The organism is Spirosoma migulaei (assembly GCF_054776855.1).
The window spans coordinates 74,751-96,957 of record NZ_BAAHBG010000008.1 but is presented as its reverse complement, the minus strand read 5'-3'; the positions used below and the strand labels follow the sequence as shown (position 1 = coordinate 96,957).

18 protein-coding genes are annotated in these 22,207 nt (G+C 47.2%); 7 read left to right on the top strand and 11 right to left on the bottom strand.

Annotation, left to right across the window (positions count from 1 at the left end; all coding sequences use genetic code 11):
• Positions 1-170: 170 nt before the first annotated feature.
• The 4 genes from ACYVGO_RS10130 to ACYVGO_RS10115 all read right to left on the bottom strand — a co-directional run bounded on the left by ACYVGO_RS10130 (position 171) and on the right by ACYVGO_RS10115 (position 7,910).
• Entirely contained in the window at positions 171-1,280 is a 1,110-nt protein-coding gene (locus ACYVGO_RS10130; protein WP_460969151.1) for an acyltransferase family protein, read from the bottom strand.
• A gap of 269 nt (positions 1,281-1,549) precedes the next feature.
• Positions 1,550-3,229 carry a RagB/SusD family nutrient uptake outer membrane protein gene (locus ACYVGO_RS10125; RefSeq protein ID WP_460969150.1) on the bottom strand — a complete coding sequence of 560 codons (1,680 nt, stop codon included), beginning with the start codon at positions 3,227-3,229 and terminating at the stop codon, positions 1,550-1,552.
• A gap of 42 nt (positions 3,230-3,271) precedes the next feature.
• The gene (locus ACYVGO_RS10120; RefSeq protein ID WP_460969149.1) at positions 3,272-6,589 is read right to left on the bottom strand and encodes a TonB-dependent receptor; all 3,318 of its coding nucleotides are present in this window, start codon (positions 6,587-6,589) and stop codon (positions 3,272-3,274) included.
• A gap of 265 nt (positions 6,590-6,854) precedes the next feature.
• Entirely contained in the window at positions 6,855-7,910 is a 1,056-nt protein-coding gene (locus ACYVGO_RS10115) for a FecR family protein (RefSeq protein WP_460969148.1), read from the bottom strand.
• A gap of 419 nt (positions 7,911-8,329) precedes the next feature.
• Between ACYVGO_RS10115 and ACYVGO_RS10110 the strand changes: the two genes are divergently transcribed.
• Complete coding sequence (locus ACYVGO_RS10110) at positions 8,330-9,619, top strand: nucleoside hydrolase-like domain-containing protein (protein ID WP_460969147.1); 1,290 nt, start codon at positions 8,330-8,332, stop codon at positions 9,617-9,619.
• A gap of 32 nt (positions 9,620-9,651) precedes the next feature.
• Here the strand turns inward: ACYVGO_RS10110 and ACYVGO_RS10105 are convergent, their stop codons facing one another.
• The 3 genes from ACYVGO_RS10105 to ACYVGO_RS10095 all read right to left on the bottom strand — a co-directional run bounded on the left by ACYVGO_RS10105 (position 9,652) and on the right by ACYVGO_RS10095 (position 12,557).
• Positions 9,652-10,407, bottom strand: coding sequence for a helix-turn-helix domain-containing protein (locus ACYVGO_RS10105; RefSeq protein WP_460969146.1), 756 nt, complete (start codon positions 10,405-10,407; stop codon positions 9,652-9,654).
• A gap of 435 nt (positions 10,408-10,842) precedes the next feature.
• Complete coding sequence (locus tag ACYVGO_RS10100) at positions 10,843-11,814, bottom strand: aldo/keto reductase (RefSeq protein ID WP_460969145.1); 972 nt, start codon at positions 11,812-11,814, stop codon at positions 10,843-10,845.
• A 170-nt stretch (positions 11,815-11,984) separates the two neighbouring features.
• Positions 11,985-12,557 (bottom strand): RNA polymerase sigma-70 factor, encoded by a 573-nt coding sequence (locus tag ACYVGO_RS10095; RefSeq protein ID WP_142775554.1) that lies wholly within the window; start codon positions 12,555-12,557, stop codon positions 11,985-11,987.
• A 244-nt stretch (positions 12,558-12,801) separates the two neighbouring features.
• On the opposite strand from ACYVGO_RS10095, the gene ACYVGO_RS10090 reads away from it, so the two are divergent.
• Genes ACYVGO_RS10090 through ACYVGO_RS10080 form a run of 3 tightly spaced genes read left to right on the top strand, consistent with a single transcriptional unit; the run spans position 12,802 to position 15,836 of the window.
• The gene (locus tag ACYVGO_RS10090; RefSeq protein WP_460969144.1) at positions 12,802-13,776 is read left to right on the top strand and encodes an alpha/beta hydrolase; all 975 of its coding nucleotides are present in this window, start codon (positions 12,802-12,804) and stop codon (positions 13,774-13,776) included.
• Between the two features lie 48 nt (positions 13,777-13,824).
• Complete coding sequence (locus tag ACYVGO_RS10085) at positions 13,825-14,805, top strand: alpha/beta fold hydrolase (protein ID WP_460969143.1); 981 nt, start codon at positions 13,825-13,827, stop codon at positions 14,803-14,805.
• 50 nt (positions 14,806-14,855) lie between these two features.
• Positions 14,856-15,836 (top strand): helix-turn-helix domain-containing protein, encoded by a 981-nt coding sequence (locus ACYVGO_RS10080; protein ID WP_142775551.1) that lies wholly within the window; start codon positions 14,856-14,858, stop codon positions 15,834-15,836.
• An 8-nt stretch (positions 15,837-15,844) separates the two neighbouring features.
• On the opposite strand, the gene ACYVGO_RS10075 is transcribed toward ACYVGO_RS10080, so the two are convergent.
• Positions 15,845-16,342 (bottom strand): cupin domain-containing protein, encoded by a 498-nt coding sequence (locus ACYVGO_RS10075; RefSeq protein ID WP_460969142.1) that lies wholly within the window; start codon positions 16,340-16,342, stop codon positions 15,845-15,847.
• A gap of 251 nt (positions 16,343-16,593) precedes the next feature.
• Between ACYVGO_RS10075 and ACYVGO_RS10070 the strand changes: the two genes are divergently transcribed.
• Positions 16,594-17,535, top strand: a complete 942-nt coding sequence (locus ACYVGO_RS10070) for an NAD(P)-dependent alcohol dehydrogenase (RefSeq protein ID WP_460969141.1) — start codon at positions 16,594-16,596, stop codon at positions 17,533-17,535.
• Here the strand turns inward: ACYVGO_RS10070 and ACYVGO_RS10065 are convergent.
• From ACYVGO_RS10065 to ACYVGO_RS10055, 3 genes are all read right to left on the bottom strand, one after another.
• Positions 17,528-18,436, bottom strand: coding sequence for a helix-turn-helix domain-containing protein (locus ACYVGO_RS10065; RefSeq protein ID WP_460969140.1), 909 nt, complete (start codon positions 18,434-18,436; stop codon positions 17,528-17,530). The genes ACYVGO_RS10070 and ACYVGO_RS10065 overlap by 8 nt on opposite strands.
• A gap of 10 nt (positions 18,437-18,446) precedes the next feature.
• Entirely contained in the window at positions 18,447-18,791 is a 345-nt protein-coding gene (locus ACYVGO_RS10060; protein ID WP_460969139.1) for a hypothetical protein, read from the bottom strand.
• Between the two features lie 92 nt (positions 18,792-18,883).
• Positions 18,884-19,672 carry an SDR family oxidoreductase gene (locus tag ACYVGO_RS10055; RefSeq protein ID WP_460969138.1) on the bottom strand — a complete coding sequence of 263 codons (789 nt, stop codon included), beginning with the start codon at positions 19,670-19,672 and terminating at the stop codon, positions 18,884-18,886.
• A gap of 585 nt (positions 19,673-20,257) precedes the next feature.
• On the opposite strand from ACYVGO_RS10055, the gene ACYVGO_RS10050 reads away from it, so the two are divergent.
• Together ACYVGO_RS10050 and ACYVGO_RS10045 are read left to right on the top strand one after the other, a co-directional pair.
• The gene (locus ACYVGO_RS10050) at positions 20,258-20,857 is read left to right on the top strand and encodes a hypothetical protein (protein WP_142775545.1); all 600 of its coding nucleotides are present in this window, start codon (positions 20,258-20,260) and stop codon (positions 20,855-20,857) included.
• 375 nt (positions 20,858-21,232) lie between these two features.
• Positions 21,233-21,904: a hypothetical protein gene (locus ACYVGO_RS10045; protein ID WP_460969137.1), complete on the top strand. Its 672-nt coding sequence runs from the start codon at positions 21,233-21,235 to the stop codon at positions 21,902-21,904.
• Positions 21,905-22,207: the final 303 nt, after the last annotated feature.

The following is a 22,207-nucleotide window of genomic DNA, read 5'->3' as shown; positions in this document are numbered from 1 at the left end:
CCTTGGTTTCCCCAGTTCTCGCTTGGCTACGCCGAGTGAGGATTATTTTTTCAAGGGCCTCTGGCCCGTTTTTGACATACTTCACCGGCCAGAGGCCGTTAAAAATAGTCCTCACTCGGCGTAGCCAAGCGAGAACGAGAAACGAGAGAATCCACTAGTTTAATCAACCACTAGGCCGTTGTCCGCTGGCTTCGCTTACGGGTAAGATACTTTCGGAGGGGGATATCGTACACCGTCATCACGACATAGGCCAGGCCAATTAGGGAAATGACCCCCACGGGGATTATCAAAAACAACTCCCTGACGGTGGGCTTGTAGAGGGTATAATAGTTGCCAAATAGCCAAATTGCCCAGTAGTGAGTCATGTATAACGGATAGGATAGGTTTCCGAAGAATACCGAAAGGTTGGTCATGCTGGGTGATAGCCTGGTGCCAGCGCCTAACGAAATAAGGAGTGGGAAGAAAAACAGGACAACCAAGGCTTCTGCCAGCCAATTCCAGCTAAAAAAAGGCAGTAAAAAAGCGAACGACAATACGATGGCCAGCGCTGGGAAGCCAAGTCTGTTTTTTATAATCCAGTTTGAGCGGTAAATGAACAGTCCTGCCGAGAAGGAGTAGGCAATACGAACACCGCCATCCCAAAAGTTGTCTTTGCTCCAGCCTCCCATCAAATTTCCTGCCTGGTAACTGACCCAGCAGATGCCTACTCCCGCCAGCACCGTCACAACAGCCAGATAACGGCGATTGAGCCGGCAAAGGATAAGCGCATAAACAACATTGGCGATATACTCCCAGAACAGTGACCAGGCAGGGGCATTGAACCCAAATTGATTAAACGCACGCTCTTTCATCAGAGGAAGCGGGATAAGGAGCATCGAGCAAACCACTAGTAACGTGAGTTTGCCTGGACTATAAGCGCTTGAGTCGTTGACGAATGGATCCGCTAGAAAACCTACAAGGCCTAGCACAGAGCCCAGTATGATCAGTGGATGAAGGCGTATGAGTCTCGATTTTAAGAACTCAATGACCCCTGTTTTTTCAATCCGATCATCATAGGCATACCCGATAACAAATCCAGACAAACAGAAGAAAAAGTCTACTGCCAAAAAGCCGTGGCCAATGAAATTCTGGCTAGGATTGGTGTAAATCCATTCCATGAAATGAAAAATCACGACCGCGAGAGCGGCTATCCCCCGAAGCCCATCGAGAGCCAAAAAATGCGACTTTGTTTTTAAAAGCTCTGGAATGCTGTCGAGTGTACCTGGGGTTCTTTGCGTCATACCTATCAGAAAAACGTGAATTACGGACAATTGGCTCGATTTTATGATGCTGTTGGGCCTCAAATGCCAAAGTAAAGCGGTCCTGGTTCAATGATGCACTATAGGTTAAATCAGTACATGTTAGGTGAAAATCAATACCCTTAGGCTGATGATTTAACTAAAAGAAATCCCTTCTGGATTCCAGAAGGGATTTATGCATTACCAACCTATAAATTAACGTTTACTTGATCTTTACCTGTACTAGCCAGCGAACTCGCTAAACTTACCAATTAGTTGTATCCAGGATTTTGAACGAATTCGGTTTTGTTCTGTAACACGTCGATCTCAACGCGTGGGATTGGCCGCATCAAATGAAAAGGCTTTACGTTTGTGGCCGCATCCAGATTGTACTTCGTGAGCCGTTCGATTAGTTTCCCGGTTCGTTTCAGGTCAAACCAGCGGAGTTGTTCTCCGACAAACTCCCGGGCTCGTTCGTCGAGCATGAAATCGAGTGTCATGTCGGTTGCTTTCACGAGCATGTCATCACTTTTTCCGGGTAGAGCTGCCCGTTTACGAACCACGTTGACGTAATCGGCCGCAGCACCCGTATTGCCTAACTTCATACTGGCTTCTGCCGCAATCAAATACATTTCGGAGAGTCGGAAAACGAACGCGTCCCGTTTGCTATTCACGACATCTTTAGAGGCACGAGTTGGGTCAGCAAATTTCAAAAGTCCGGCATAACGCCACCGGGGAATTACAGGAACGCCATTTGATTGATAGATGTCGTTGGCATCATAGATAGCATAGGGTTTCGATTTGCGGTACGTATCGGAAACCGCCCGCTTGGACACTACAGCAATGGTATCACCAAGTTTCATACCACCCGTCAGCGTTGTTGCGTCGTTTGCCCACCAGACTGTTCGGAACGATCCAGCCCAGCGTGCGTCTTTCGTTTCGTCGTATAGATCGACTAAATACTTGGACGGCATGTACTGTAACAATGACCGCCCCGTTTCCAGATCATACTGCCAGCCTTTGAGCCCGTTGAAATACGGGAGGAACATCAAATGACCATGATGACCGCCTTCCCAGAGCCAATAGTAACCCAGATCATCGTAGCGTCCATAGTCGTTGAGCGTATTGTTTTCGGAATAGTTGACAAACCAGATAACCTCTTTATTGGTGCTACCGCTGCTGTTGGATATATCCCAAAGTGACTTATAGCTCTCGGTCAATTTAAAGTCATAGCTTTTGATAACGCGGTCGGCCATAGCCAGCGCTTCGGTGTTTTTATCGCGGGTTAAGTACAGGCGCGCCAGAAACGCAGCCACGGCGGGTTCGGTTACGCGACCGCCTTGTGGGGCCACCACACCTTTACTATTCGCAAGGGCCGTTTCCAGGTCGCTAAAGATGAGCTTATATATATCATCGACAGGGGCTCTTAGGGCAGTTATTTCAGGGCCGGTCGTTTCCTGTGTACGCAAGGGAATCGGGCCAAAAGTTTCAACCAAATGGTAGTAATAAAAAGCTCTCAGGAAACGAACTTCAGCTTCCCGGACAGCCTTCAGGTTAGCTGGTAACGGCGACTCCTTGATTCGGGCAATGGCAGTATTACAGGTGTTAATGCCCCGGTAAAAGCTTTTCCAGACAAAAATCAACCCACCTTCGGTTGCCTGGAGGTTAGAATTGTAATCAAAATAAGGATACGATCCGTTTGCCGTGTTGCTGAACAGCATTTCGTCGGTACCGGCTTCTGTTAACAGGTAGCCAACGGTTTTGCCATACCAAATGCGTGTTGGGGCGTAGCACGAGTTAACCAGACTCTCAATGCCTTCGGTGGTTTTATAAAAGGCATCGGCCGTCACTGTGTTTTTATTGTTTTCTTTCAGGAAATCGGAGCAGGCATTCAGGCTCAAAAGCCCGGCGCATACGGCGGAAAGAACTAGGTAGTTAAGGATCTTCTTCATGAGTAAGGAAAGACAGTGTCTTAACAAAGTCTATTAAAGAGTTTAGAAACTGACGTTAAGGCCAACGATAAGCTGTTTGGTCAGGGGGAAATCGACAGAACCGCCCCGCTCAGGATCGTAATCTTTCAGCTTACTAAATGTGAAAAAGTTTTTCGCAGTCGAATAGATCGTTACGGTACTCAGCGGGCCCTTTTTCAGCAGGGTTTTCGGTAGGTTATAACTCAGACGGATGTCCTTAATTTTCCAGAAAGATCCATCGACATAACCGAGCGTTGACAGGTACTGGTCAGTATGACTCAGCCACGGACGTGGGTAGGCATTGGTAGGGTTCTCGGGTGTCCAATAATCGGCTACCGCCGTTGTACCACCCGGATAAAAATACCCAAGATACTGGCTTGAAATCATCTGCCCAACTCGTGCGTAAACCAGCACCGAAAGGTTGAAATTGCCGTAGGTAAAGTTATTGGTTATACCACCCGACCATTTCGGCGATGCCTGACCCAGCACAACTCGATCATCGCTGGCCGTAATCTTGCCATCATTGTTCTGATCCCGAACTTTGATTTCGCCAGGCACCTTATTGTAGGTAGCGGCTACGTCTTTTTCGCTCGTTTGCCAGATGCCCGTTTTTTCATAATCGTAAAAAACACGTAGCGGCTTGCCCACAAACCAGGCTTTCGATACATCGTCGCCACCAACACTCAGGGCCACAATCTCTTCTTTGTAGGTCGCGAAGTTTAGATCGGTTGACCAGGAGAACTTGGGCGAGGTGTAATTGCGGGTCGAAATAATCAGATCGACACCCCGGGTTTTGGTTTTTCCTACATTGGCAACGGTGGTGCTGTAACCCGTCAACGAGGGCAGAATCCGATCCATTAGCAGATCGCTGGTGTTAGTGTTGTATACATCAAGGGAGCCGGTCAGCCGGTTTTTGAAAAAGCCGAAGTCAAGCCCAATGTTGACCGTTGCTGTTTTCTCCCAGCCCAGATCCTGGTTTGCCAACAGCTTGGGCCAGTAGCCGAAAGCGGGCGTTTCGTCAAACGAGTAGGCGACTTTGCTAAGCCCACCCTGTGTTTGATAAGCACCAATCGCACTGTTTCCCGAAATCCCATAGCTGGCCCGGAGTTTCATTTCGGAGAACAGGTCTCCCGTGTTTGTCATGAACGACTCATCCAGCAACCGCCAGGCCACAGCCACCGAAGGGAAGTATGCCCATTTATGACCCTCTGCCAGTACCGATGCACCATCGGCACGTAACGAAGCGGTTAACAGGTACCGATCTTTGAACTTGTAGTTCAGTCGACCAAACACCGATGCAAGTGAACTTTCGATCAGACTACTGGTGGTAATAATGTCTTTGGTGTTGGTATTCAGGTTGTAGAACAGCGACGACGAAAATGGTTGATCTTTCCCTTCTCCCGAAAAATTCACTGTCCGGTAGCTGATCATACTGGTCCCAACCATAGCATTAAAGGAGTGATCCTTAATGGTTTTAGAGTAATTCAGCACGTTTTCCCAGGTCCAGTTACGACCTCTGACATCGATCAATGCTGCCCGCGAATAGCCGCTGTTCACGCCTGCCAGCGTTGTATTCTTCCCTTCAAAAATGCCCTGCTGGCTGTTGGAAATATCGATACCAAAACTGGACCGCAACGACAGGTTTTTCAGGATCGACCATTCACCAAAACCGAGCATGAAAATCCGGCTGCTGGTGGTCAGGTTGGAATAGTTATCCGGGCTTTCGTCGAGGAGGGGATTGTATACCACCGCACCGGGAAACGGATAGGTTTTAATGGAACCATCTTCATTGTAGGGGATGCCCAGTGGTGAGTTTTTTTGGAGATTCCAGAAGCTCGTGTTCCGGCGTTGTTGGGTTGACGAGTTGAAGTTCAGAACCATCCCAATTTTGAGGTTATTCATCACCTGGTGGTCGAGGTTAAGGTGTTGAACAAACCGCCGTAGCTGATCATATTTAAGTAGGCCACGCTCGTTGAAGTACTCCGTTGAGAGACGGAATTTCGTTTTTTCGTTGCCTCCCGAAATGGCAATGTGGTTGTTCTGGACGCTCCCACTACGCAGCATTAAACTTACCCAATCGGTATTGACACCTTTTCGGATATTGTCCAGCTGGATATTGAAAATCTTCTCATCGTCGGCAGTGCTACTCCACTGGCCAGCAGCCCGATAAGCCTCGCGGGTCATCGCTACGTATTGGTCGGTATTGGTAACATGCTGATAGGCAACCGGGTCGTTGATCCCGTAGTAGTTATTAAACTCTACTTTGGTTTTGCCGACTTTTCCGCTTTTCGTGGTGATCAGAATAACACCATTAGCGCCCCGCGACCCATAAATGGCGGTTGAAGAGGCATCTTTCAGAACTTCTACGGAGGCAATATCATTCGGGTTGATATCGATATACGAACCGTATTGAATCCCGTCGACCAGAATAAGCGGCTGATTGGAAGCATTGAGCGACCGGTTACCCCGAATGGTGAAATTGAGCGGTGCGCCCGTTTCGCCACTGCTGCGGGTCAAGTCCATACCGGCAACCTTTCCCTGTAACGTTTCCAGTGCATTCACGACCGGGGTGGAGGTGATCTGCGTTTCCTTGATCGAAACGACGGAACCGGTCAGATCCCGTTTCTGAACCTGTCCATACCCAACCACCACGACTTCATCGAGCGAATTCTGGTCGGGCTGCATGCTGATGGTTAGCGCCGATTGATTGCCCACGGCCACATCCTGGCTCTTGTAGCCAACAAACGAAAATGTCAGCGTTACGTCACCCGTTGGAATACTAAGTTTGAACTGGCCTTTGGCATCGCTGGTGGTTCCCCGCGTGGTGCCTTTGATAACGATGCTGACGCCCGGAAGCTTTTCCCCCTTCTCGTCGGAAATCGTGCCGGTAATTACCTGATCAACGACTTCCGGTTCAGGCAACGTAGCGTCAGCTTTTGCTTCCTCATCCTGAACAATACTATCTAAAACAATATGCCCATTAATCAGCTGATACGTTAGATTGAGCGGTTTTAGCAGTTGATCCAGCGCATCGCCCAGTCGCACGTTATTCAGATGAATCGTGACGGGCCGATCGACGCCGATGTTGCGGGAACTGTAGACGAACTTTACCGACGTCTGCTTCTCGATCTGTCCGATCACAGCCCGAAGGCGTTGACCTTCGGTATGTAGGGAGATCGACTTATTCAGCAGTTCCTGCGCCTTGCCGTCGAAGCCGTATGACAGGCCTACAAACGTGACGAAAAAAAAGAGTTGTATAACAGATAGTTTCATAAGCAGCAGAAAAATCGGGACACGCCGGCTGCATGACCAGCTCAATAGAGCTGAATCAAATTTTTTCATACCTTTAAGGGTTTGTTAAATGGACGATTTGACAAATAAGTCCCTCGTTCATTGGGCAGTGCAATGCCGTAATGACTAGCTCACAAGGCTATAGGAGGGGAGATTCTGAAGCTGATTATGGTGCAAACATGATCAGCTTCTTTTTTTGTGAGGGGCGTAATGAATTTACATAGGCATTTGGGTTTAGTGGGTAATGTAAAATGAATAATGTAGAATGGATAATGCACAATGATTAACTTCCTAATCATTGTGCATTATCCATTTACTATAGATTCGCGCATCCTTTTCCACTAATCACAATGATTGTTCCCTGCACGGTGTAGCTTGATTTTGTGGCTGCGCAAATCATATCTAATTGAGCATATAAAGAAAGGTTAGACAGATCGGCGGTGAGCGGGCATTCGTTCTGATTCTCGTTTTCGAGCCTGATGGTCAGGCCGTAGGCTTCCTCCAACTGATCGACAACTCGCCGGAGCGGCACATCATCAAACTCGAATGAACGAGGCTTCGTCACTGATTTTTCTGCTGAAATGATTTGTGGTTGTTCGACAAGACCCGTTACAAATTGCTGATTATCGGGCGAATAGGTAGCTTTCTGGTTCGGGCTTAACACAATCGCATTCGCTCCCTCAGTTGTTTCAGCCGCTTTTGTCTGCTTATAAACGGCCACCCGACCCGTTGCCACTTCCACAACAACCTGTTTTGTAGTTCCCTGCGTTTTTACTAAAAAGCTGGTTCCTAATACCTTGGTGACCACTGTGCCAGTGTACACATAAAAAGGACGGGTGGGCATTTTTTGAATCGTAAAAAAGGCTTCGCCCGTCAGCGAAATTTCCCGTTTATCAGTCGCAAATTTCGCAGGGTATTGAATGGCACTTTGGGGTGCTAATCGAACCTGACTGCCATCGGGAAGTTGAATCACTTCGGCTTTGTCCGACGAGTTTGTCCGCTGCTGCCATCCGGCATGACTGATTTCTTGCTGAATCCCGTTTCCTGACTTTAGCAACCCGCCCTGCTGACGATAGAACCACCAGCCAGCCAACAGTACCAATACGATTGAAGCCGCAACCGCCATCCAGGGATAAGCAACCTGGCGACGGGGACCGCTAACCGGCATCGGAATTACCTTCGGCGACTGCGTCCGGCTCTGAATCTGCTGCCAGAGTAGAGGCTCCAGAGCCTGAAAATCCGTTTCCTCTAAGGGTTCCTTGTCTTTGTTTTGCACGATCCCGTACCAATGTTCGACAAATGCCCGCTCCTCTTCAGAGCATTTTCCGTCGAGATACTGTTGTAGAAGAAACCCAAATTCCTTGCGGCTCATACTAGGTGGAGTTAGTCGTCACATACACGACATATTTCTCACCTATCGACCGCAAAAGGTTTTATTAACTAGTGGAATATTTATAGTTGAAATGGCATTTTGCTAAATAATTCTATATATAGTACAAATTATTTTTCCAGAGTAAGTGAATATGCTTGTCGGTTTATTCCATTTTTTCATAAATGAGTTGCGGGAAAATACTAGGTTGCTTGACTTATAGAATGTGGTATACAGAAAAATCTAGGTCGTTTTTGTCCTTTCAACGCAGGAGAAATCTCAAGACTCCATATCAGTCAAGCTTGAGATTTCTCCTGCGTCGAAAGGACAAAAAAACAGTTTCGTTTTAGTGGAATTGGGAAAGTTTAAAAAGCTTCGATAATAGGTTTTAACTACACTAATTAAACCCTATCCTGACAACTATGAACAAGGTGTTGTTAAGTTACCTATTGGCCCTGCTTCCGTTTACGCTCGTGGCCCAGAAGCCCGTCCCGATTAAACCGCGCATCCTCATTAGCACCGACATCGGTGGTACAGACCCGGACGATAATCAGTCAATGGCCTATTTCCTGATGTACAGCGATAAGTTCGAGACGGAGGGGCTTATTTCGTCTCCCTCGTATGGGCTTGGTACGAAGAAGCATATTCTGGATATGATTGACCTCTATGAGAAAGACCTTCCCCGGCTGAGTCAACACCTGAAGGGCTATCCTACGCCGGATGCGTTGCGGGCCGTGTGCAAACAGGGGCGTCAGGGGGCGGCTCCGTTCAAAGGCTATAGCACCGCCACCGAAGGATCGGACTGGATTATTAACTGCGCCAAAAAGAAAAGCACAAAGCCGCTTTGGGTACTGGTTTGGGGCGGGTTGGACGATCTGGCCCAGGCGCTACACGATGATCCTTCGATTCAAACGAAGATCAAGGTATACTGGATTGGGGGGCCGAATAAAAAGTGGAGCGCGAACACCTATGCCTATATCGCGCAGAACTTCCCGAACCTCTGGTTCATCGAAGCGAATGGCTCTTACAACGGCTTCTTTTCCAATACGGGCGTGCCCGATAGCCTCGATACCCGTACGTATTACGACCGCTATATCCGCGCTGCCGGACACCTGGGCAAAGACTTTAAGAACTACTACAAGGGCAACGTGAAGATGGGCGACACGCCTTCGCTGCTCTACATGATGGATGGCGACCCAAATGATCCATTCAAAGAAAGCTGGGGCGGCAGCTTTGAAAAATTCAACCACAGCCCTCGGACCCTCTTTAACCGCAACACTACCCTTGCCGATACAGTGGGCGTTTATTCGGTGATGGAGTTTCATTTCAAAGGTCCTAAAGTCGATATTCCGGCGGATTCTGCCTGTTTTACGATGACCGTGCAGGCCCAGATTGGTGAGCAAAAATGGCCGGGGCATTACCTGGGTAACGGCAACTATGCAATTCTGTATATTCCCAAACAGGCCGAAACCTTGAGCTACACAATCAGCTCAACCATTCCGGGCTTTCCGCAACAGAGCGGGAAATTTGTGGTGAACAATAGCTGGCCGGGCAAACGGAGTACCAGTGATTTCAAATTAGGTACGAACTGGTACACCGACAAAGGCGACCCATCGTTGTTCGACGGCCGACAGCAGGGTGCTAAAACGGTGTTCAAATGGCGTAATGCCGTATTGCTGGATTGGGCCAAACGGTGGGCATGGCTGTACTAGGCCGGAGCGATCAGGCACCCGGCCAATACAGCCTACATTGACCACTCGGTAGGTGCCTTACCGAATTTTTTCTTAAACGAATGCGAGAAATGAGAGAGGCTTTCAAAGCCCAGTTCGAGGTAGATGTCAGAAGGTTTCTTATGCTTGGTTTCGATCAGATGCCGGGCTTCCGTAAGCCGCCTTTCCTGTAGCCAATGCCGGGGTGCCATGCCGAATGTTTTCTGGAAATCACGCTTAAACCCTGCAAGGCTTCTCCCTGTGAGAAGCGCAAACTTTTCAACTGGAACATTGTAATGAAAATTACTGTACATGAATTTTTCCAGGTCCATCTTGTAGGGTTCGGAAAAATCGAATAAGAATGCTTCGAGTTCAGGCATGGTATACAGGAGGAGGTGTACAGCCTCCTTTACTTTCAGCATGCCCATCGAATTGGTTATTTTTTCTCCCGGATTACGGACATAGGGAATAATCGATTGAAAAAAAGCCCGCAAAAAATCGTTTGCGGGAATAAGAACGTTCGGAGGCCCCACGTATTTTTGACCTATCTCTAGTTGCTCTTCCAGAACAATCTTCCGGAGCAGATCTTCTTGTAGACTTATGATAATGGTTTGGTATTCATTGTCTTCAAGCGGAGTTTTGGTAAGTTCGGCCAACTGATTTTTTTGTATCAACAACATCTCCCCACGACCCATAGAAATCTTTTGATTGGCCGTTTCCATTGAAAAGCGGCCTGAAATCTGCATGACCAGGGTATTATGTTCCAGGAACGCCACTTTCTCCTTTCTCATGGCCGAAGAGTAAGCGTAAAAAATGACTCCCGGAATTATTTCTGTTGGATTCGTCACTAGGAAGTTGTTTTAGGATTATTTTTTCAAGTCAGGTTTACCCTAAATCCCCTGAAGGACAGGGCTGTTAAGTTCTGAATTTTCTTTACTTAACCAGCCTCTTTTTGTTGGCTTATTTTTACCCCCCAACCCCCTGAAGGGGGAGTACTCCGAAGTGGATTTTCTCCCCCTTCAGGGGGTTGGGGGGTAAAAACGCTAGAACTTAACAGCCCTGCCCTGCCCTGCCCTGAAGGTGACTTTGTTTGAACACGAGCTAAGTCCCTTCAGGGGATTTAGGGGTAAAACTGACTGATAAAATCAAACACTCGTTCATTAAAAAGTAAATCCTAAACAGCCTTTAGGTAAAAAAAATAAACTGTAGGTTTATGTACAGACCAACTACCGTTGAAGGTACGTACCACCAAGGATCGCGCCCGGCGAAAACTGCGTAGTAAGCGTATCCATCTCGTCAGCCGTGAACTCGATCGCCATTGCCTGCATGTTTTCCGGTAAGCGTGATCGTCGGCTCATGCTGACCAGGGGCATAATATGATCGCCCTGCGCATTCACCCAGGCAATCGCCAACTGTGTCGGCGTATAGCCTTTTTCCTGTGCCAGTTGCTTCAATACGTCGACCTTTTCAAGATTCCTGATCAGATTCTCCCCTTGAAAACGCGAGAAGTGCGTATGGTAGTCATTGGCAGGAAGAGGGGCTTTCATCTCACCGGTGAGTAACCCCTCTGCCGTATTGGCAAACGCCACAACGCCTATACCCAGTTCCTTTGCCGTAGGAAGTAAGTCGCTCTCTATCTGCCGATCGGCCAACGAATACCCTATTTCCAGGGCGGTTACCGGGTGGATACTATTCGCCTTGCGCAATTGATCGGCCGTTATTTCAGAAACGCCCAGATAACGAACCTTTCCTTCTTTGATGAGGTCGGCAACTGTGCCGATGATGTCTTCTACCGGCACGCTGTTATCCATTCGGCTAGGCTGGTAGAGGTCAATGGTTTCAATACCCAAACGGGTCAGCGAATAGTTGATGAAATTCTTGATGGCTATGGGGCGCAGATCCATTCCCAGCCATTGGCCGTTGTAGAAAATTGCGCCAAATTTGACACTGATAAACGCGTCGTCCCGCCGTCCTTTGATGGCTTTGCCTACAAGCATTTCATTATGACCAGCACCATAAAAGTCTCCGGTATTCAGAAAATTGATGCCGCTGTCTAAGGCCATTTGAATAGTAGCAATACTTTCTGTTTCGTCAGGTGTAGAACCGCCCCAGATAGAAGACATGCGCATGCAGCCTAATCCGAGTTTAGAAACGAGGGGTCCATTTTTGCCGAGATTTATTTTTTGAATCGTTGTCATCGTTGTTGTTTTATGATTTGACGATACAAAGGTGGGCGTTGTTTTCCTTAGGCAATTTCGTCCACGGCTCAAATTACTTGTCTGTATGGATCAGCGATGCGGTCAATTTTAGCTCGTTGGCTATTACAACGAAGGGATCGATGGGGACTCCGTTTGAATGCACAGTAAACTTAGCAGTAATAGAGCGCGACTGCCAGCATAAAATAATCCTGTAATAAAGGCCGGAGCAGCTTGAGGGCTAAGTTGATATGGTATTCGACGGTTCGTTCGGGAATGCCCAGTTGAGTTGAAATTTCCTTCGCCGACTTATACTCCAATCGGTTTAGGCGGAAAATCTGACGGGTTTTTTCTGGCAAATCGTTCAGTTGTTGCTCAACTGTAGCCATCAGGTCGTTTAGCGCAATTTGTTCTTCTGTGGTTTGGGTATTGGGCGAAAAACTTTGCGCATGTTCAACGTACTTCTCGCGGATCAACCTCGCTTTGAACAGATTGATAATAGCGTGCTTGAGGGACGTTTGTAAGTAAGCGCCCAGATTTTCAATGAGTAGGTTTTCCCGCTGCTCCCAAAGCTTCACGAATAAATCCTGAACCATATCTTCGGGACTATCGGTCGATGGGAGTTTGTTCCTCGCTACAATGAACAATTTCCTCCAGTGACGCACATAGATCTCCTGAAACGCGGATTCGTCCCCTTGTTTCAGGTAAATCAATAAGGCAGTATCTGGAAGAGTCTTATACTCCATGATGAGTTGGTAGTACCGAAAATCGCTTGCTAAAGTACAGAATTTTATGCCTATAGTGATTAAAATAAGGGTGCAGAACCAGCACATTGCCCTGATTGTCGGGGGTTATCCATCACAGGAAAGTCAATTGATAGCGGCTTAATTGGTCGCTATGCAGCCTATTTTCTATCGGGAACGTTCCCGGTAACGATTGCGTAAAAAGTCACAATAGTTCCTTTGCTTAATCTAATTGGCTTCTCTATCCTTGACCGTCTTTTCCCTCAATCAGGTCTTGTTTACCTTATCCTTCCTCGAACGTATGCGCAAAATTGGTTTACTAGTTATCCTTCTTTTAGTTTCAGGCAACTACGTTACAGCACAGGACTTTATACCGCTTTGGTCTGCCGGTAGCATGCCAAATACAAAAGGTATGGCGCTAAAAGATAGTATTGCCAACGAGCGAGTATACCGGGTTGGAACGCCAGGCATGTACGCGTTCTTTCCATCAGCTCAGGAGAACAAAGGGGCGGCTGTGGTGATTTGTCCAGGTGGAGGCTACGAGCGTTTGGCGTATGTGATCAGCGGGTGGCAACTGGCGAAATGGTTCAACACGATGGGGATAAGCGCCTTTGTTCTTAACTATCGGTTACCGAATTCACCCGACTTAAAACAACGGGAGCTGGGGCCGCTACAGGACGCCCAACGAGCGATTCGATTTATCCGGGCCAATGCAAAAAAATGGGGTATCAAGCCCGATAAAGTGGGCGTTCAGGGTTCATCCGCGGGCGGCCATCTGGCGGCACTGGTGGCAACCCATACAACTGATGTATCGGCCATCAGCGATTCAATTAGCAGCCAGGCGTTCCGGCCCGATTTTGCGCTTCTGGTTTCACCCGTCATTACAATGGGCCAATACGCGCACGCGGGCAGTCGCAAAAATTTGTTAGGCCCCAACCCGTCGGCCGATTTGTTGAAAGCCTATTCGCTGGAAAACGCAGTGACGGCTACGACTCCTCCCTGTTTTCTGACGCATGCCTACAATGATACGGTTGTCGATCAGCGAAATAGTTTGCTATTTTATCAGGCATTGATCGACAAGAAAATTCCGGCTAGTCTGCATATATTTCCACAGGGTGGCCACGCCATTGCCCTGAGAAACAATCCAGGCTCAACGCAGCAGTGGACAACCTTGTGCGAAAGCTGGTTACGAGAAATGAATCTGCTTACCGATGCTCAATAGTTTGAAAAGTATTCCAAATTACTCGTTGACCGCCTTGACCAAACTTGTATGAATCGACCAGTTGCCCTACTACTTATCCTCGCTTTAAGCACAACAATTTCCTATGCCCAGTTAAAACCAACCGGTGGCCGGGATACGTCGTTTACGGTACAGGGCTCTTACCTGCGCGAGAAGAAATACCATCCCGACATTACTCTGGCCGATTCAACCTTGCCAGCCGGAGTCCGTATCGACAAAGCGGTTACGTACAGCACACCCGTTGCGGGACGAACGCTTAAGCTGGATATCTACGCCCGACCAGCCGTTGCCGGGAAAACTCGCCCGGCGGTTGTCATGGTTCACGGTGGGGGCTGGCGTTCCGGCGACCGATCGCATAATAATACGCTGGCCGGACAACTGGCGGCCAACGGTTTTGTGGCGATTCCGGTCGAATACCGCTTATCGACGGAAGCTCTGTACCCAGCCGCTGTACATGATGTGAAAGCGGCTATTCGCTGGGTTCGGGCTAATGCGAAGAAATACGGCGTTGATCCCAACCGAATTGCCGTGCTGGGCTTTTCGGCGGGTGGGCAGTTAGCCGCTTTGGTGGGCACCACGAATGGACAGGCAACGTTTGAAGGAACAGGCGGTAATGCACGCTATTCGAGCGCCGTGCAGGCGATTGTTGATATTGATGGAGTGCTGGCGTTTATTCACTCAGAATCGGGCGAGGGCGATGACTCGAAGTCGATTTCGGCGGCTACGTACTGGTTCGGCTACTCCAAAATACAGCGGCCCGATTTATGGCAGGAAGCTTCGGCGCTAAACCACATCAACAAGCAAACGCCCCCAATTTTATTCCTGAACAGCTCCGTAGATCGGATGCACGGCGGACGTGACGATCTGATTAAAAAACTGAATGCGCTGGGTATCTATTCAGACGTGCACACCTTTCCCGATGCGCCCCACACGTTCATGTTTTTCAACCCCTGGTTTACGCCAACCCTGACGTATATCACGGAGTTTTTGAACCGGGTATGGAAACCCTGAATTAACTTACTGATGACTAATTCAACTAAGCCTGAAGAGGCTCTTTCGTCATGCTATTCAGTTTCTATGCAACACCTGATTTCGACTTTATAACGTACTTTGCCCGTCATATACAGGCACCGGTACAAAACGGCCTGCTGGTGATACCGGATCATATAGGACAGGGGTACGTACGGAAGTTAGCATTCGGGCCGGACTTCAAGATCACCATACACCGATACTTGCTCAAGGAAGATCTTGTCCTCAAACGCACTACATCCGGCCAGGGAAATGACCTGATCACCGTCTTTTTTTACAACAACGAGCAGGCGCTCCAGATCGCTTACAACGAGGACACCCAGGTTCTGTTTTCGCAGCGCGATGAGTCGGCGATCCAGGTTACCTCCAACGATCTCAGCTCAACCATCCGTTTTCCCGCCCATCAACAGATTCAGTATGTGGTGGTCGCCATAAAACCGCTCCGTTTAACGGAATTATTAGGCGTTAACGAGCCCAATTCGGTACTCCAAACGATTACCGGCAGCGGTAATTCCTTCCTTTTTTTTGAACGTATGGAAGCCGAGACCAAGCTGCTGCTTAAAAACATGGCCGCCATGGACATGACTACCAATCTGAGCAACTTCTACATGCAGATCAAGGTGCAGGAACTGCTCTATCTGGTTTTTTATAAACTGTCTTTACGCGAAAGCGCTGCTCATCAGGCAATCAACAGCGCCGATGCGGAAAGGCTCTTGTCCATACGAAATGAAATTATCAGCGACCTGAGCGTGCCGCCGGTAATCCGTGAGCTCGCCCAGGTCGCTGCGATGAGCGAAACCAAACTAAAACAGCTTTTCAAGCAAACATTTGGCAGCACCATCTATACGTATTACCAGCAAGCCCGAATGGAAGAAGCCGCCTTCTTATTGAAACAGGGCAAGCATTCGGTTAGTGAGGTGGGCTATGAGCTGGGCTTTTCCAATCTAAGCCACTTCAGTCGACTGTTTGAAAAGCATTATGGCCTAAACCCGAAGCGATACTCTTATTCGTAACGCGCTGGTTATCCCAGATAATCCGGCGGGAATACTTGCTGACCGTACTTTTCGGCAATAGCCTGTAGTTTTCTTATCGTAGGGCCATCCAGCACGGGCGGTGGCAGAAACTGACCGGCTGCAACGGGTTGGCCGATCTCCTCAAATAACAGTTCCAGGCCGGCAGGTACCACAGTGCAAAGCAAATGGGCCGTTTGCCCGCTCGTATTCTTGAAGCCGTGCACTACACCCCCTTTGGGAATGCTAATAAAAGATCCTTTGGTGGCTACATAACTGCCAAACTCGGATTTGACCTCGATTTCGCCTTCGACTACGTAAAACGATTCCTCGAAATCGGCGTGGGCATGCGGTCCAGGTCCCCCGCCGGGAGGTACCAGCATGTCAATTGTAGCGAAGGCTCCTGTTGTGTCTTTGCCAGCCACCAGGATTCGATAGGTGCTTCCACCAACAGAAACGCTTTTGCCTTCCTGAGAGCCTACTGTGATCGGTTTTTTGTGATTTTCCATGATGTTTGATTGAAGTACTTCACAAAGCTCGGAAGACTTTAAGCCGGAAAATATTCCGATGTGACCGTAAATCAGTCCTATCGGACAAACCAAAGCATAAAGCCTACTTCCTTCTATATAGGGACACCTACCGGGAAGTTGCTGGGTGTAACTGCCTCGTCGGATTCGACTATTTTTCTGGCTTTTTGCGCTATTTACAGTTCTTTATCAGGCCCAACTTTGCGGTGTAGAAACTAAAACACACGGCAATCATGAGAAAAGTAATGTATAATCAGTTTGGCGACGAAAGCGTGCTGGAGATAGTCGAGCAAGCGGTGCCCAGTATTCAGAACGATCAACTGCTGATCCGGGTAAAAGCGGTTTCGATTAACCCGTTGGATTGGAAAGTATATGGTGGAGACATGAAGTTGATGTCGGGCACTGGCTTTCCTAAATCGGTGGGCATCGATTTCTCGGGTAGTGTCGACCAAGTGGGCAGCGCCGTGAGCCGCTTTAAGACTGGTGACGCGGTCATTGGCGTACTGGACGTATTCAAAGGCGGAGCCCTGGCCGATTACATTGTTGTTAAGGAGACTGATATTGCCCCAAAACCGGCCAACCTCTCGTTTGAGCAGGCAGCCGCCTTACCCCTAACCGGACTGTCGGCCCTGCAAATTATTGATCAATTGGCCGCAGTAGGCCCTAACCAGGACGTATTGATTAACGGAGCTAGCGGTGGGGTTGGCCTATTTGCTGTGCAACTAGCCAAAAAACGCGGTGCCAGGGTGACGGCAGTTGTCAGCACACAGGGCGTTGCTGAAGTAACCAAGTGGGGCGCTGATAACGTAGTCGATTACACCAGGCAGCCTATCCGGGATCTGGCTCAACGGTTCGATACTGTTATTGATCTATCGACCAAGCTTTCCTTTACCGATGCCAGGCCGCTAATGAAATCGAGAGCTGTCTTTGTCAGTACGCTTCCGTCGCCGTTGACGCTTCTTTACTCAGCCATTAACAATCTATTTTCCGGGCAAAAACTCAAGGTTTTGATCGTAAAGCCCACCGTCGACGGGCTCAATACGTTAGCGCATCTGGCTGAACATGATCTGCAGATCGTGCTGAATAAGACCTATTCTCTGGCCAATATCCGAGAAGCCTACCGGGAGTCTCGTCGGGGTAAAGTCATGGGGAAGTCAGTGATCGTGATTAATTGAACGACCGCCTAAATGCTAAAGGCGACAGATTCGTCTTCGATTTGAACAGTTTATTAAATGATTGCGAGTGCTCAAAGCCTAGTTCGTAGGCAATTTCGCCAACAGACAATTCAGTTGTCGACAGTCTTTCTTTCGCTTTGTCAATCAATTTTTCGTGAATAAGCTGTTGCGTGGTTTGCCCCGTGAGCTGTTTCAGTAAACTGCTTAAGTATTTGGTGGTAACATGGAGTGTATCCGCCATGTATTGAACAGTAGGCAGTCCTTTTGCCAGCAAATCCTCACTAGCAAAGTAACGGGTTAGTTCAGCTTCTAACCGGTCTAGTAGTTTGCTGTTGGTGATTTTTCGGGTAATGAATTGACGTTCATAAAACCGCTGGGCATACGTAAATAACACCTCCAATTGAGCAATAATCACATCTTGGCTAAATTTATCCAGGTTGGCATGGTATTCCAGCCTGATATTATCAAGTATGCCGTTGATGATCGTTTCCTCCTTGTCGGAAAGAAACAGGGCTTCGTTGGTCGAATACCCAAAGTATTCGTATTGCTTGATTTTTTTAGCCAGTGACGTATTCCATAAAAAATCGGGATGGATGAACAGCATCCAGCCTTCCAGATGGTGCGGTACACCGCTCTCTTCTCCACGCAAAATTTGCCCTGGCGAGATAAAGGCCATTAGCCCTTCATCGAAATCGTATTTCTGCTGACCATAAAATAATTTGTCGCAGCCCCTTTTTAAGGACACAACATAAAAATCAGAAATAACGGAATTAATGTTGGGGTCATTTTTAAGCCATTTCAGATCAATAATACCGATGAGCGGGTGCTGTGGTTTCGGCAGATTCATCAACCGATGTATTTCTGCTATTGATTTAATTCTGAATGGTTTTTTATTATCCATGGCCATACGGTTAATTCTTGAAGGGATACGTTAACCAAATCAGGAGTAACGGCAAGGCAAGAAAAGGAATTTCCAGTAAAGCCGTACTGACCGTTCCTGCTCGTAAGGATAAAGCCATGATCAATAGAATGGTGATTGCATTGAGTAGGTTTCCGATAAAAAATGTCTGGGGAAACAAAATCATCAACCCAATGATGATTGAAAATACACCAAAGAACGGTTTCACGGTTTCGGTGATGCCTAGGTCTGCCATCATTTTTGTTTGTTCGGCAGTAGCGGGTTGAAAAGCATCCCAACCATGCTTGAGGCTTAAAAACGATGAAATGAACAGGAGTAGGATACTAATGATTTTCATAAATTTAGTTGTGGTTTACTGGATGAACTCGTTTGAATTTCAGGGTCTGACCCAATAGCGGGATGCGTACGATAAGCCGTGAATTGTTCCTATTATTCGTGTTCCTGCTTACCATACATAAATGATGCGCCCATTTTAGCCGATTGCGAAATGATAAAGTTGGGAGCCACCCGGCTCAGAACCCGCATTAATTTGGCAAGACCGGGATAAATCTCATTCTTATCATGTTGCATTCCCTTGATGGCGGCATCGACTATTTTGTCAGGAGCCATCAAGGCACTCTCACTAAAGCCGTCTTCGTTTCGAAATTTGTCGTTTAGGGCGGTGGACGAACCGGGAGCGACAAGCTCAATAACCTTGATGTTGGTATTTTTTAGTTGTACCCGTAACGCTTGTGTATACGCCCGAAGCCCCGACTTACTGGCACTATAAATGGGGGATATTGGAAAAGGCATCAGCGCAATGCCCGACGTAACATTGAGGATAGCAGCCGTTTTTTTTGTTTTGAGATGCGGCAGGAACTGTTGCACCATCCGGATAGGGCCCATTAGATTAATGTCAATTTCTCGGGTAATATCCGTCAGGGTATGCTGATGATGTAAGCTGATTTTTCGCATTTCGCCCGCATTGTTGATGATGATATTGAGGTCCGGAAATTCCCTGGTCACTCGGTTATACAGGGTACTAATGTTTTCTACTAAACTCACATCGCTCTGTATGGTATGTACCCCAGGCAGTTTTTGGGCTACTTCCTGTAGTTTTTGAGCGTTTCGTCCGGTGATAATGACGGTATTGCCCAGTGCCATTAGTTTTGAGGCAAATTCAACTCCGAACCCACCCGTTCCGCCTGTAATCAGGATTGTGTTATTTGTTAAGTTCATGATTTGCGTTTTTTGTTGATGCAAAGTTCTGCCGTACTACAAAAACGGATGTAGCCAAAAGTCGCCATGTTGTAGTTGAAAGGGCATATAGTTACAGTAGGAGCAAGCCAGCTCTTAACCGCTTGCCTTTAGCTGTGGATCACTAAACAAATGTTTAGCGAGAACAGGGTGCGCAGCCGTCTTTTGAGCTGACTGTTTTCATCGTTTACTTTCCAACGTACAAAACAACATGCTGAGGAAAAGCAGACCCATTTTTACGGGCAGGGGAGTGTATACGTTAATAATCTATTTCTATCTGGTCTGGTATTGAGCCATCAAGCCAAGTTTTATGGATACGGCTTATGCCAATAGCGCAAATTTTACACAGGCAACTCATGCTCTCTAGTTTGGAATGATTTAATGGCTATCTTACTCTAAGAAAAGCCTCACGATAGATAGTTACTTCAATTGAAAGAGCCTAACCAAGACCACGTCAAGTCAACTCCAGTTAAACAGACTCTGCTATATCCCAATGCACCCTGGTATTTTGGGGTGGCCGTTATCATAACCTGGCTGGGATTTTCCCGGTCTTATTTTTCCCATCTCATGCAGACTGACCTCTATCATCATCTGCATGGAGCCTCCGCCGGATTATGGATGGGGTTACTCATTCTACAACCTATTTTGTATCGACGTGGGCAATTGGCCTTGCATCGAAAACTAGGTTGGATCGGCACGATTGTGCTAGTGCCTGCCCTGCTGATTGGAGGAGTCAAGATGATGCACCTGATGCTCAGGGCAGCCGATGAGTACCCGCCCGGAGCGGTTTATCAGCTTTCGTTCATCGACGCTTCCTCCCTGGTCCTATTTTCCTTGTTTCTGGGGTTGAGCTTAGGAAATGGGCAACGATTAGCCCTCCATGCCCGCTATATGGTTTGCACTGTACTCATCATTCTGCCACCCGCTATTACACGCCTATTATTTTTCATTCCTTGGTTTGACAGTTTCGCTAAAACATTGAATGGTAGCTTCGTCGCCATTGAAGTGGTATTACTGCTGCTACTGCTTGACGATCGACGAATGGGTCGGCTACAGCCATCGTACCCGTTGGCTTTAGGGCTCTTTCTGCTTTTGCACCTAACGATGAACGTAGCGGGTCAGTGGTTGTGGTGGCACAGACTAATGGATTACTTCGCCAGCATATAAGTAAGTAGGATGAACCCAGTCAATCTACCGTTTCGTAGTTTACGTAAAACCTGCAAAAAAGGGTTTTTATCAGAACTACGAAGTAAACGCCCTATTTAAGACGCAGACACGGACAGTTATCATGCAGGATCGTTTTTTTTAGAAAACTACTATCTCATCGAGTTCCGAACATGGATAGATAAAGCAGGATGTATCAACGTTATTTTCATCTCATATGGGAGCGTTTTGTAAGACAGCTGTATAGGCAACATTAGTGTACAGTATATCCAACTACTTCGAGGCCAAAATCCATAGCAGTCTGTAGAAGAAGATTTTACGTTTCGTTAACATTCTTTTACAGGCCATTAACAGGCGACAGAATACGAACTTTTAGCTTTGCGGACCACCGCAGTGGTTGAAATCCTTGAAAATAAAAAGAATGCCTTAACCGGATCTGATTTATCAGGATATAGACTTATTTTAATTAAACCTGCAAAAAACATGAAAAAAATTATGTATGCGCTGATCTTACCGCTGGTTGTGGTAAGCGGACTAGTATTAGCTAATCGTGAAATTAAAAATGAAGCTTCTAAAAAGTCAACCTCAACGCCATTCTCTGCTGCTGAAAAGAAAGCTGCATTAAAAAAATGGGAGGCTACCCCTGATGGTATAAGGTACAAAAAATGGGAAGCGTCTCCCGAAGGTAAAAAAGTGTATGCCGGTGAAGCTAAAGTAAGGAAACATATAAGTGCTTTTACCAATATGGAGGCTGTTGTAACCTCTCTTTCTCTTCCGCCAGGCTCACGATTAGGTTTCGGAGTGATGGTCAGGATTAATGGCGACGATTATATTCTTAGTTTTGGCTCGGAGAAATCTGACAGGAATTTATTGAACGTTAACAATGAATTTCAGCAATTGCATACCCTGAACGTTAACGACAAAATAATTATAAGAAGCCATAATGTATCGCACGCGCCCAAGTATTCATATCCAATACTATCGGGCGACTATGTAGAACGAGCCAGTAAACTAATTTATAAACGTGCCCCTCGCCAAGGCGGTTGCTAAGTAAATTATGAACTACATAGATTCGTTATTCTTAACGGTTGTTTTTTTTATCTACAGTGGACAAAACCAAACAGGAGGTAAAAAAATAGTATTAAGTCCGAAACCAAAGACGCATCCACTTCCAGATGGATTGACCCTACATATGAGTATACTGATTCTATCGGTAAGAGCCTGATCATACAGAACAGCCTCCCAAAAGGTGGAACAAAATACACTGACCCTGATGGCGAAGTATATTATTATGCTGTATTTTTTACTCGATAAAATCAGTGCACAATCAATGTATAAGCAATAGCGGGGTTC

Bases quoted from the DNA above. Each gene is read 5' to 3' on its own strand.
- ACYVGO_RS10070 (WP_460969141.1), top strand. From the start codon at position 16,594: ATGAGAAAAGTAATGTATAATCAGTTTGGCGACGAAAGCGTGCTGGAG.
- ACYVGO_RS10060 (WP_460969139.1), bottom strand. From the start codon at position 18,791: ATGAAAATCATTAGTATCCTACTCCTGTTCATTTCATCGTTTTTAAGC.
- ACYVGO_RS10085 (WP_460969143.1), top strand. From the start codon at position 13,825: ATGAATCGACCAGTTGCCCTACTACTTATCCTCGCTTTAAGCACAACA.
- ACYVGO_RS10120 (WP_460969149.1), bottom strand. From the start codon at position 6,589: ATGAAAAAATTTGATTCAGCTCTATTGAGCTGGTCATGCAGCCGGCGT.
- ACYVGO_RS10100 (WP_460969145.1), bottom strand. From the start codon at position 11,814: ATGACAACGATTCAAAAAATAAATCTCGGCAAAAATGGACCCCTCGTT.
- ACYVGO_RS10065 (WP_460969140.1), bottom strand. From the start codon at position 18,436: ATGGATAATAAAAAACCATTCAGAATTAAATCAATAGCAGAAATACAT.
- ACYVGO_RS10055 (WP_460969138.1), bottom strand. From the start codon at position 19,672: ATGAACTTAACAAATAACACAATCCTGATTACAGGCGGAACGGGTGGG.
- ACYVGO_RS10105 (WP_460969146.1), bottom strand. From the start codon at position 10,407: ATGAGAAAGGAGAAAGTGGCGTTCCTGGAACATAATACCCTGGTCATG.
- ACYVGO_RS10130 (WP_460969151.1), bottom strand. From the start codon at position 1,280: ATGACGCAAAGAACCCCAGGTACACTCGACAGCATTCCAGAGCTTTTA.
- ACYVGO_RS10115 (WP_460969148.1), bottom strand. From the start codon at position 7,910: ATGAGCCGCAAGGAATTTGGGTTTCTTCTACAACAGTATCTCGACGGA.
- ACYVGO_RS10080 (WP_142775551.1), top strand. From the start codon at position 14,856: ATGCTATTCAGTTTCTATGCAACACCTGATTTCGACTTTATAACGTAC.
- ACYVGO_RS10075 (WP_460969142.1), bottom strand. From the start codon at position 16,342: ATGGAAAATCACAAAAAACCGATCACAGTAGGCTCTCAGGAAGGCAAA.
- ACYVGO_RS10125 (WP_460969150.1), bottom strand. From the start codon at position 3,229: ATGAAGAAGATCCTTAACTACCTAGTTCTTTCCGCCGTATGCGCCGGG.
- ACYVGO_RS10095 (WP_142775554.1), bottom strand. From the start codon at position 12,557: ATGGAGTATAAGACTCTTCCAGATACTGCCTTATTGATTTACCTGAAA.
- ACYVGO_RS10050 (WP_142775545.1), top strand. From the start codon at position 20,258: ATGCAGACTGACCTCTATCATCATCTGCATGGAGCCTCCGCCGGATTA.
- ACYVGO_RS10110 (WP_460969147.1), top strand. From the start codon at position 8,330: ATGAACAAGGTGTTGTTAAGTTACCTATTGGCCCTGCTTCCGTTTACG.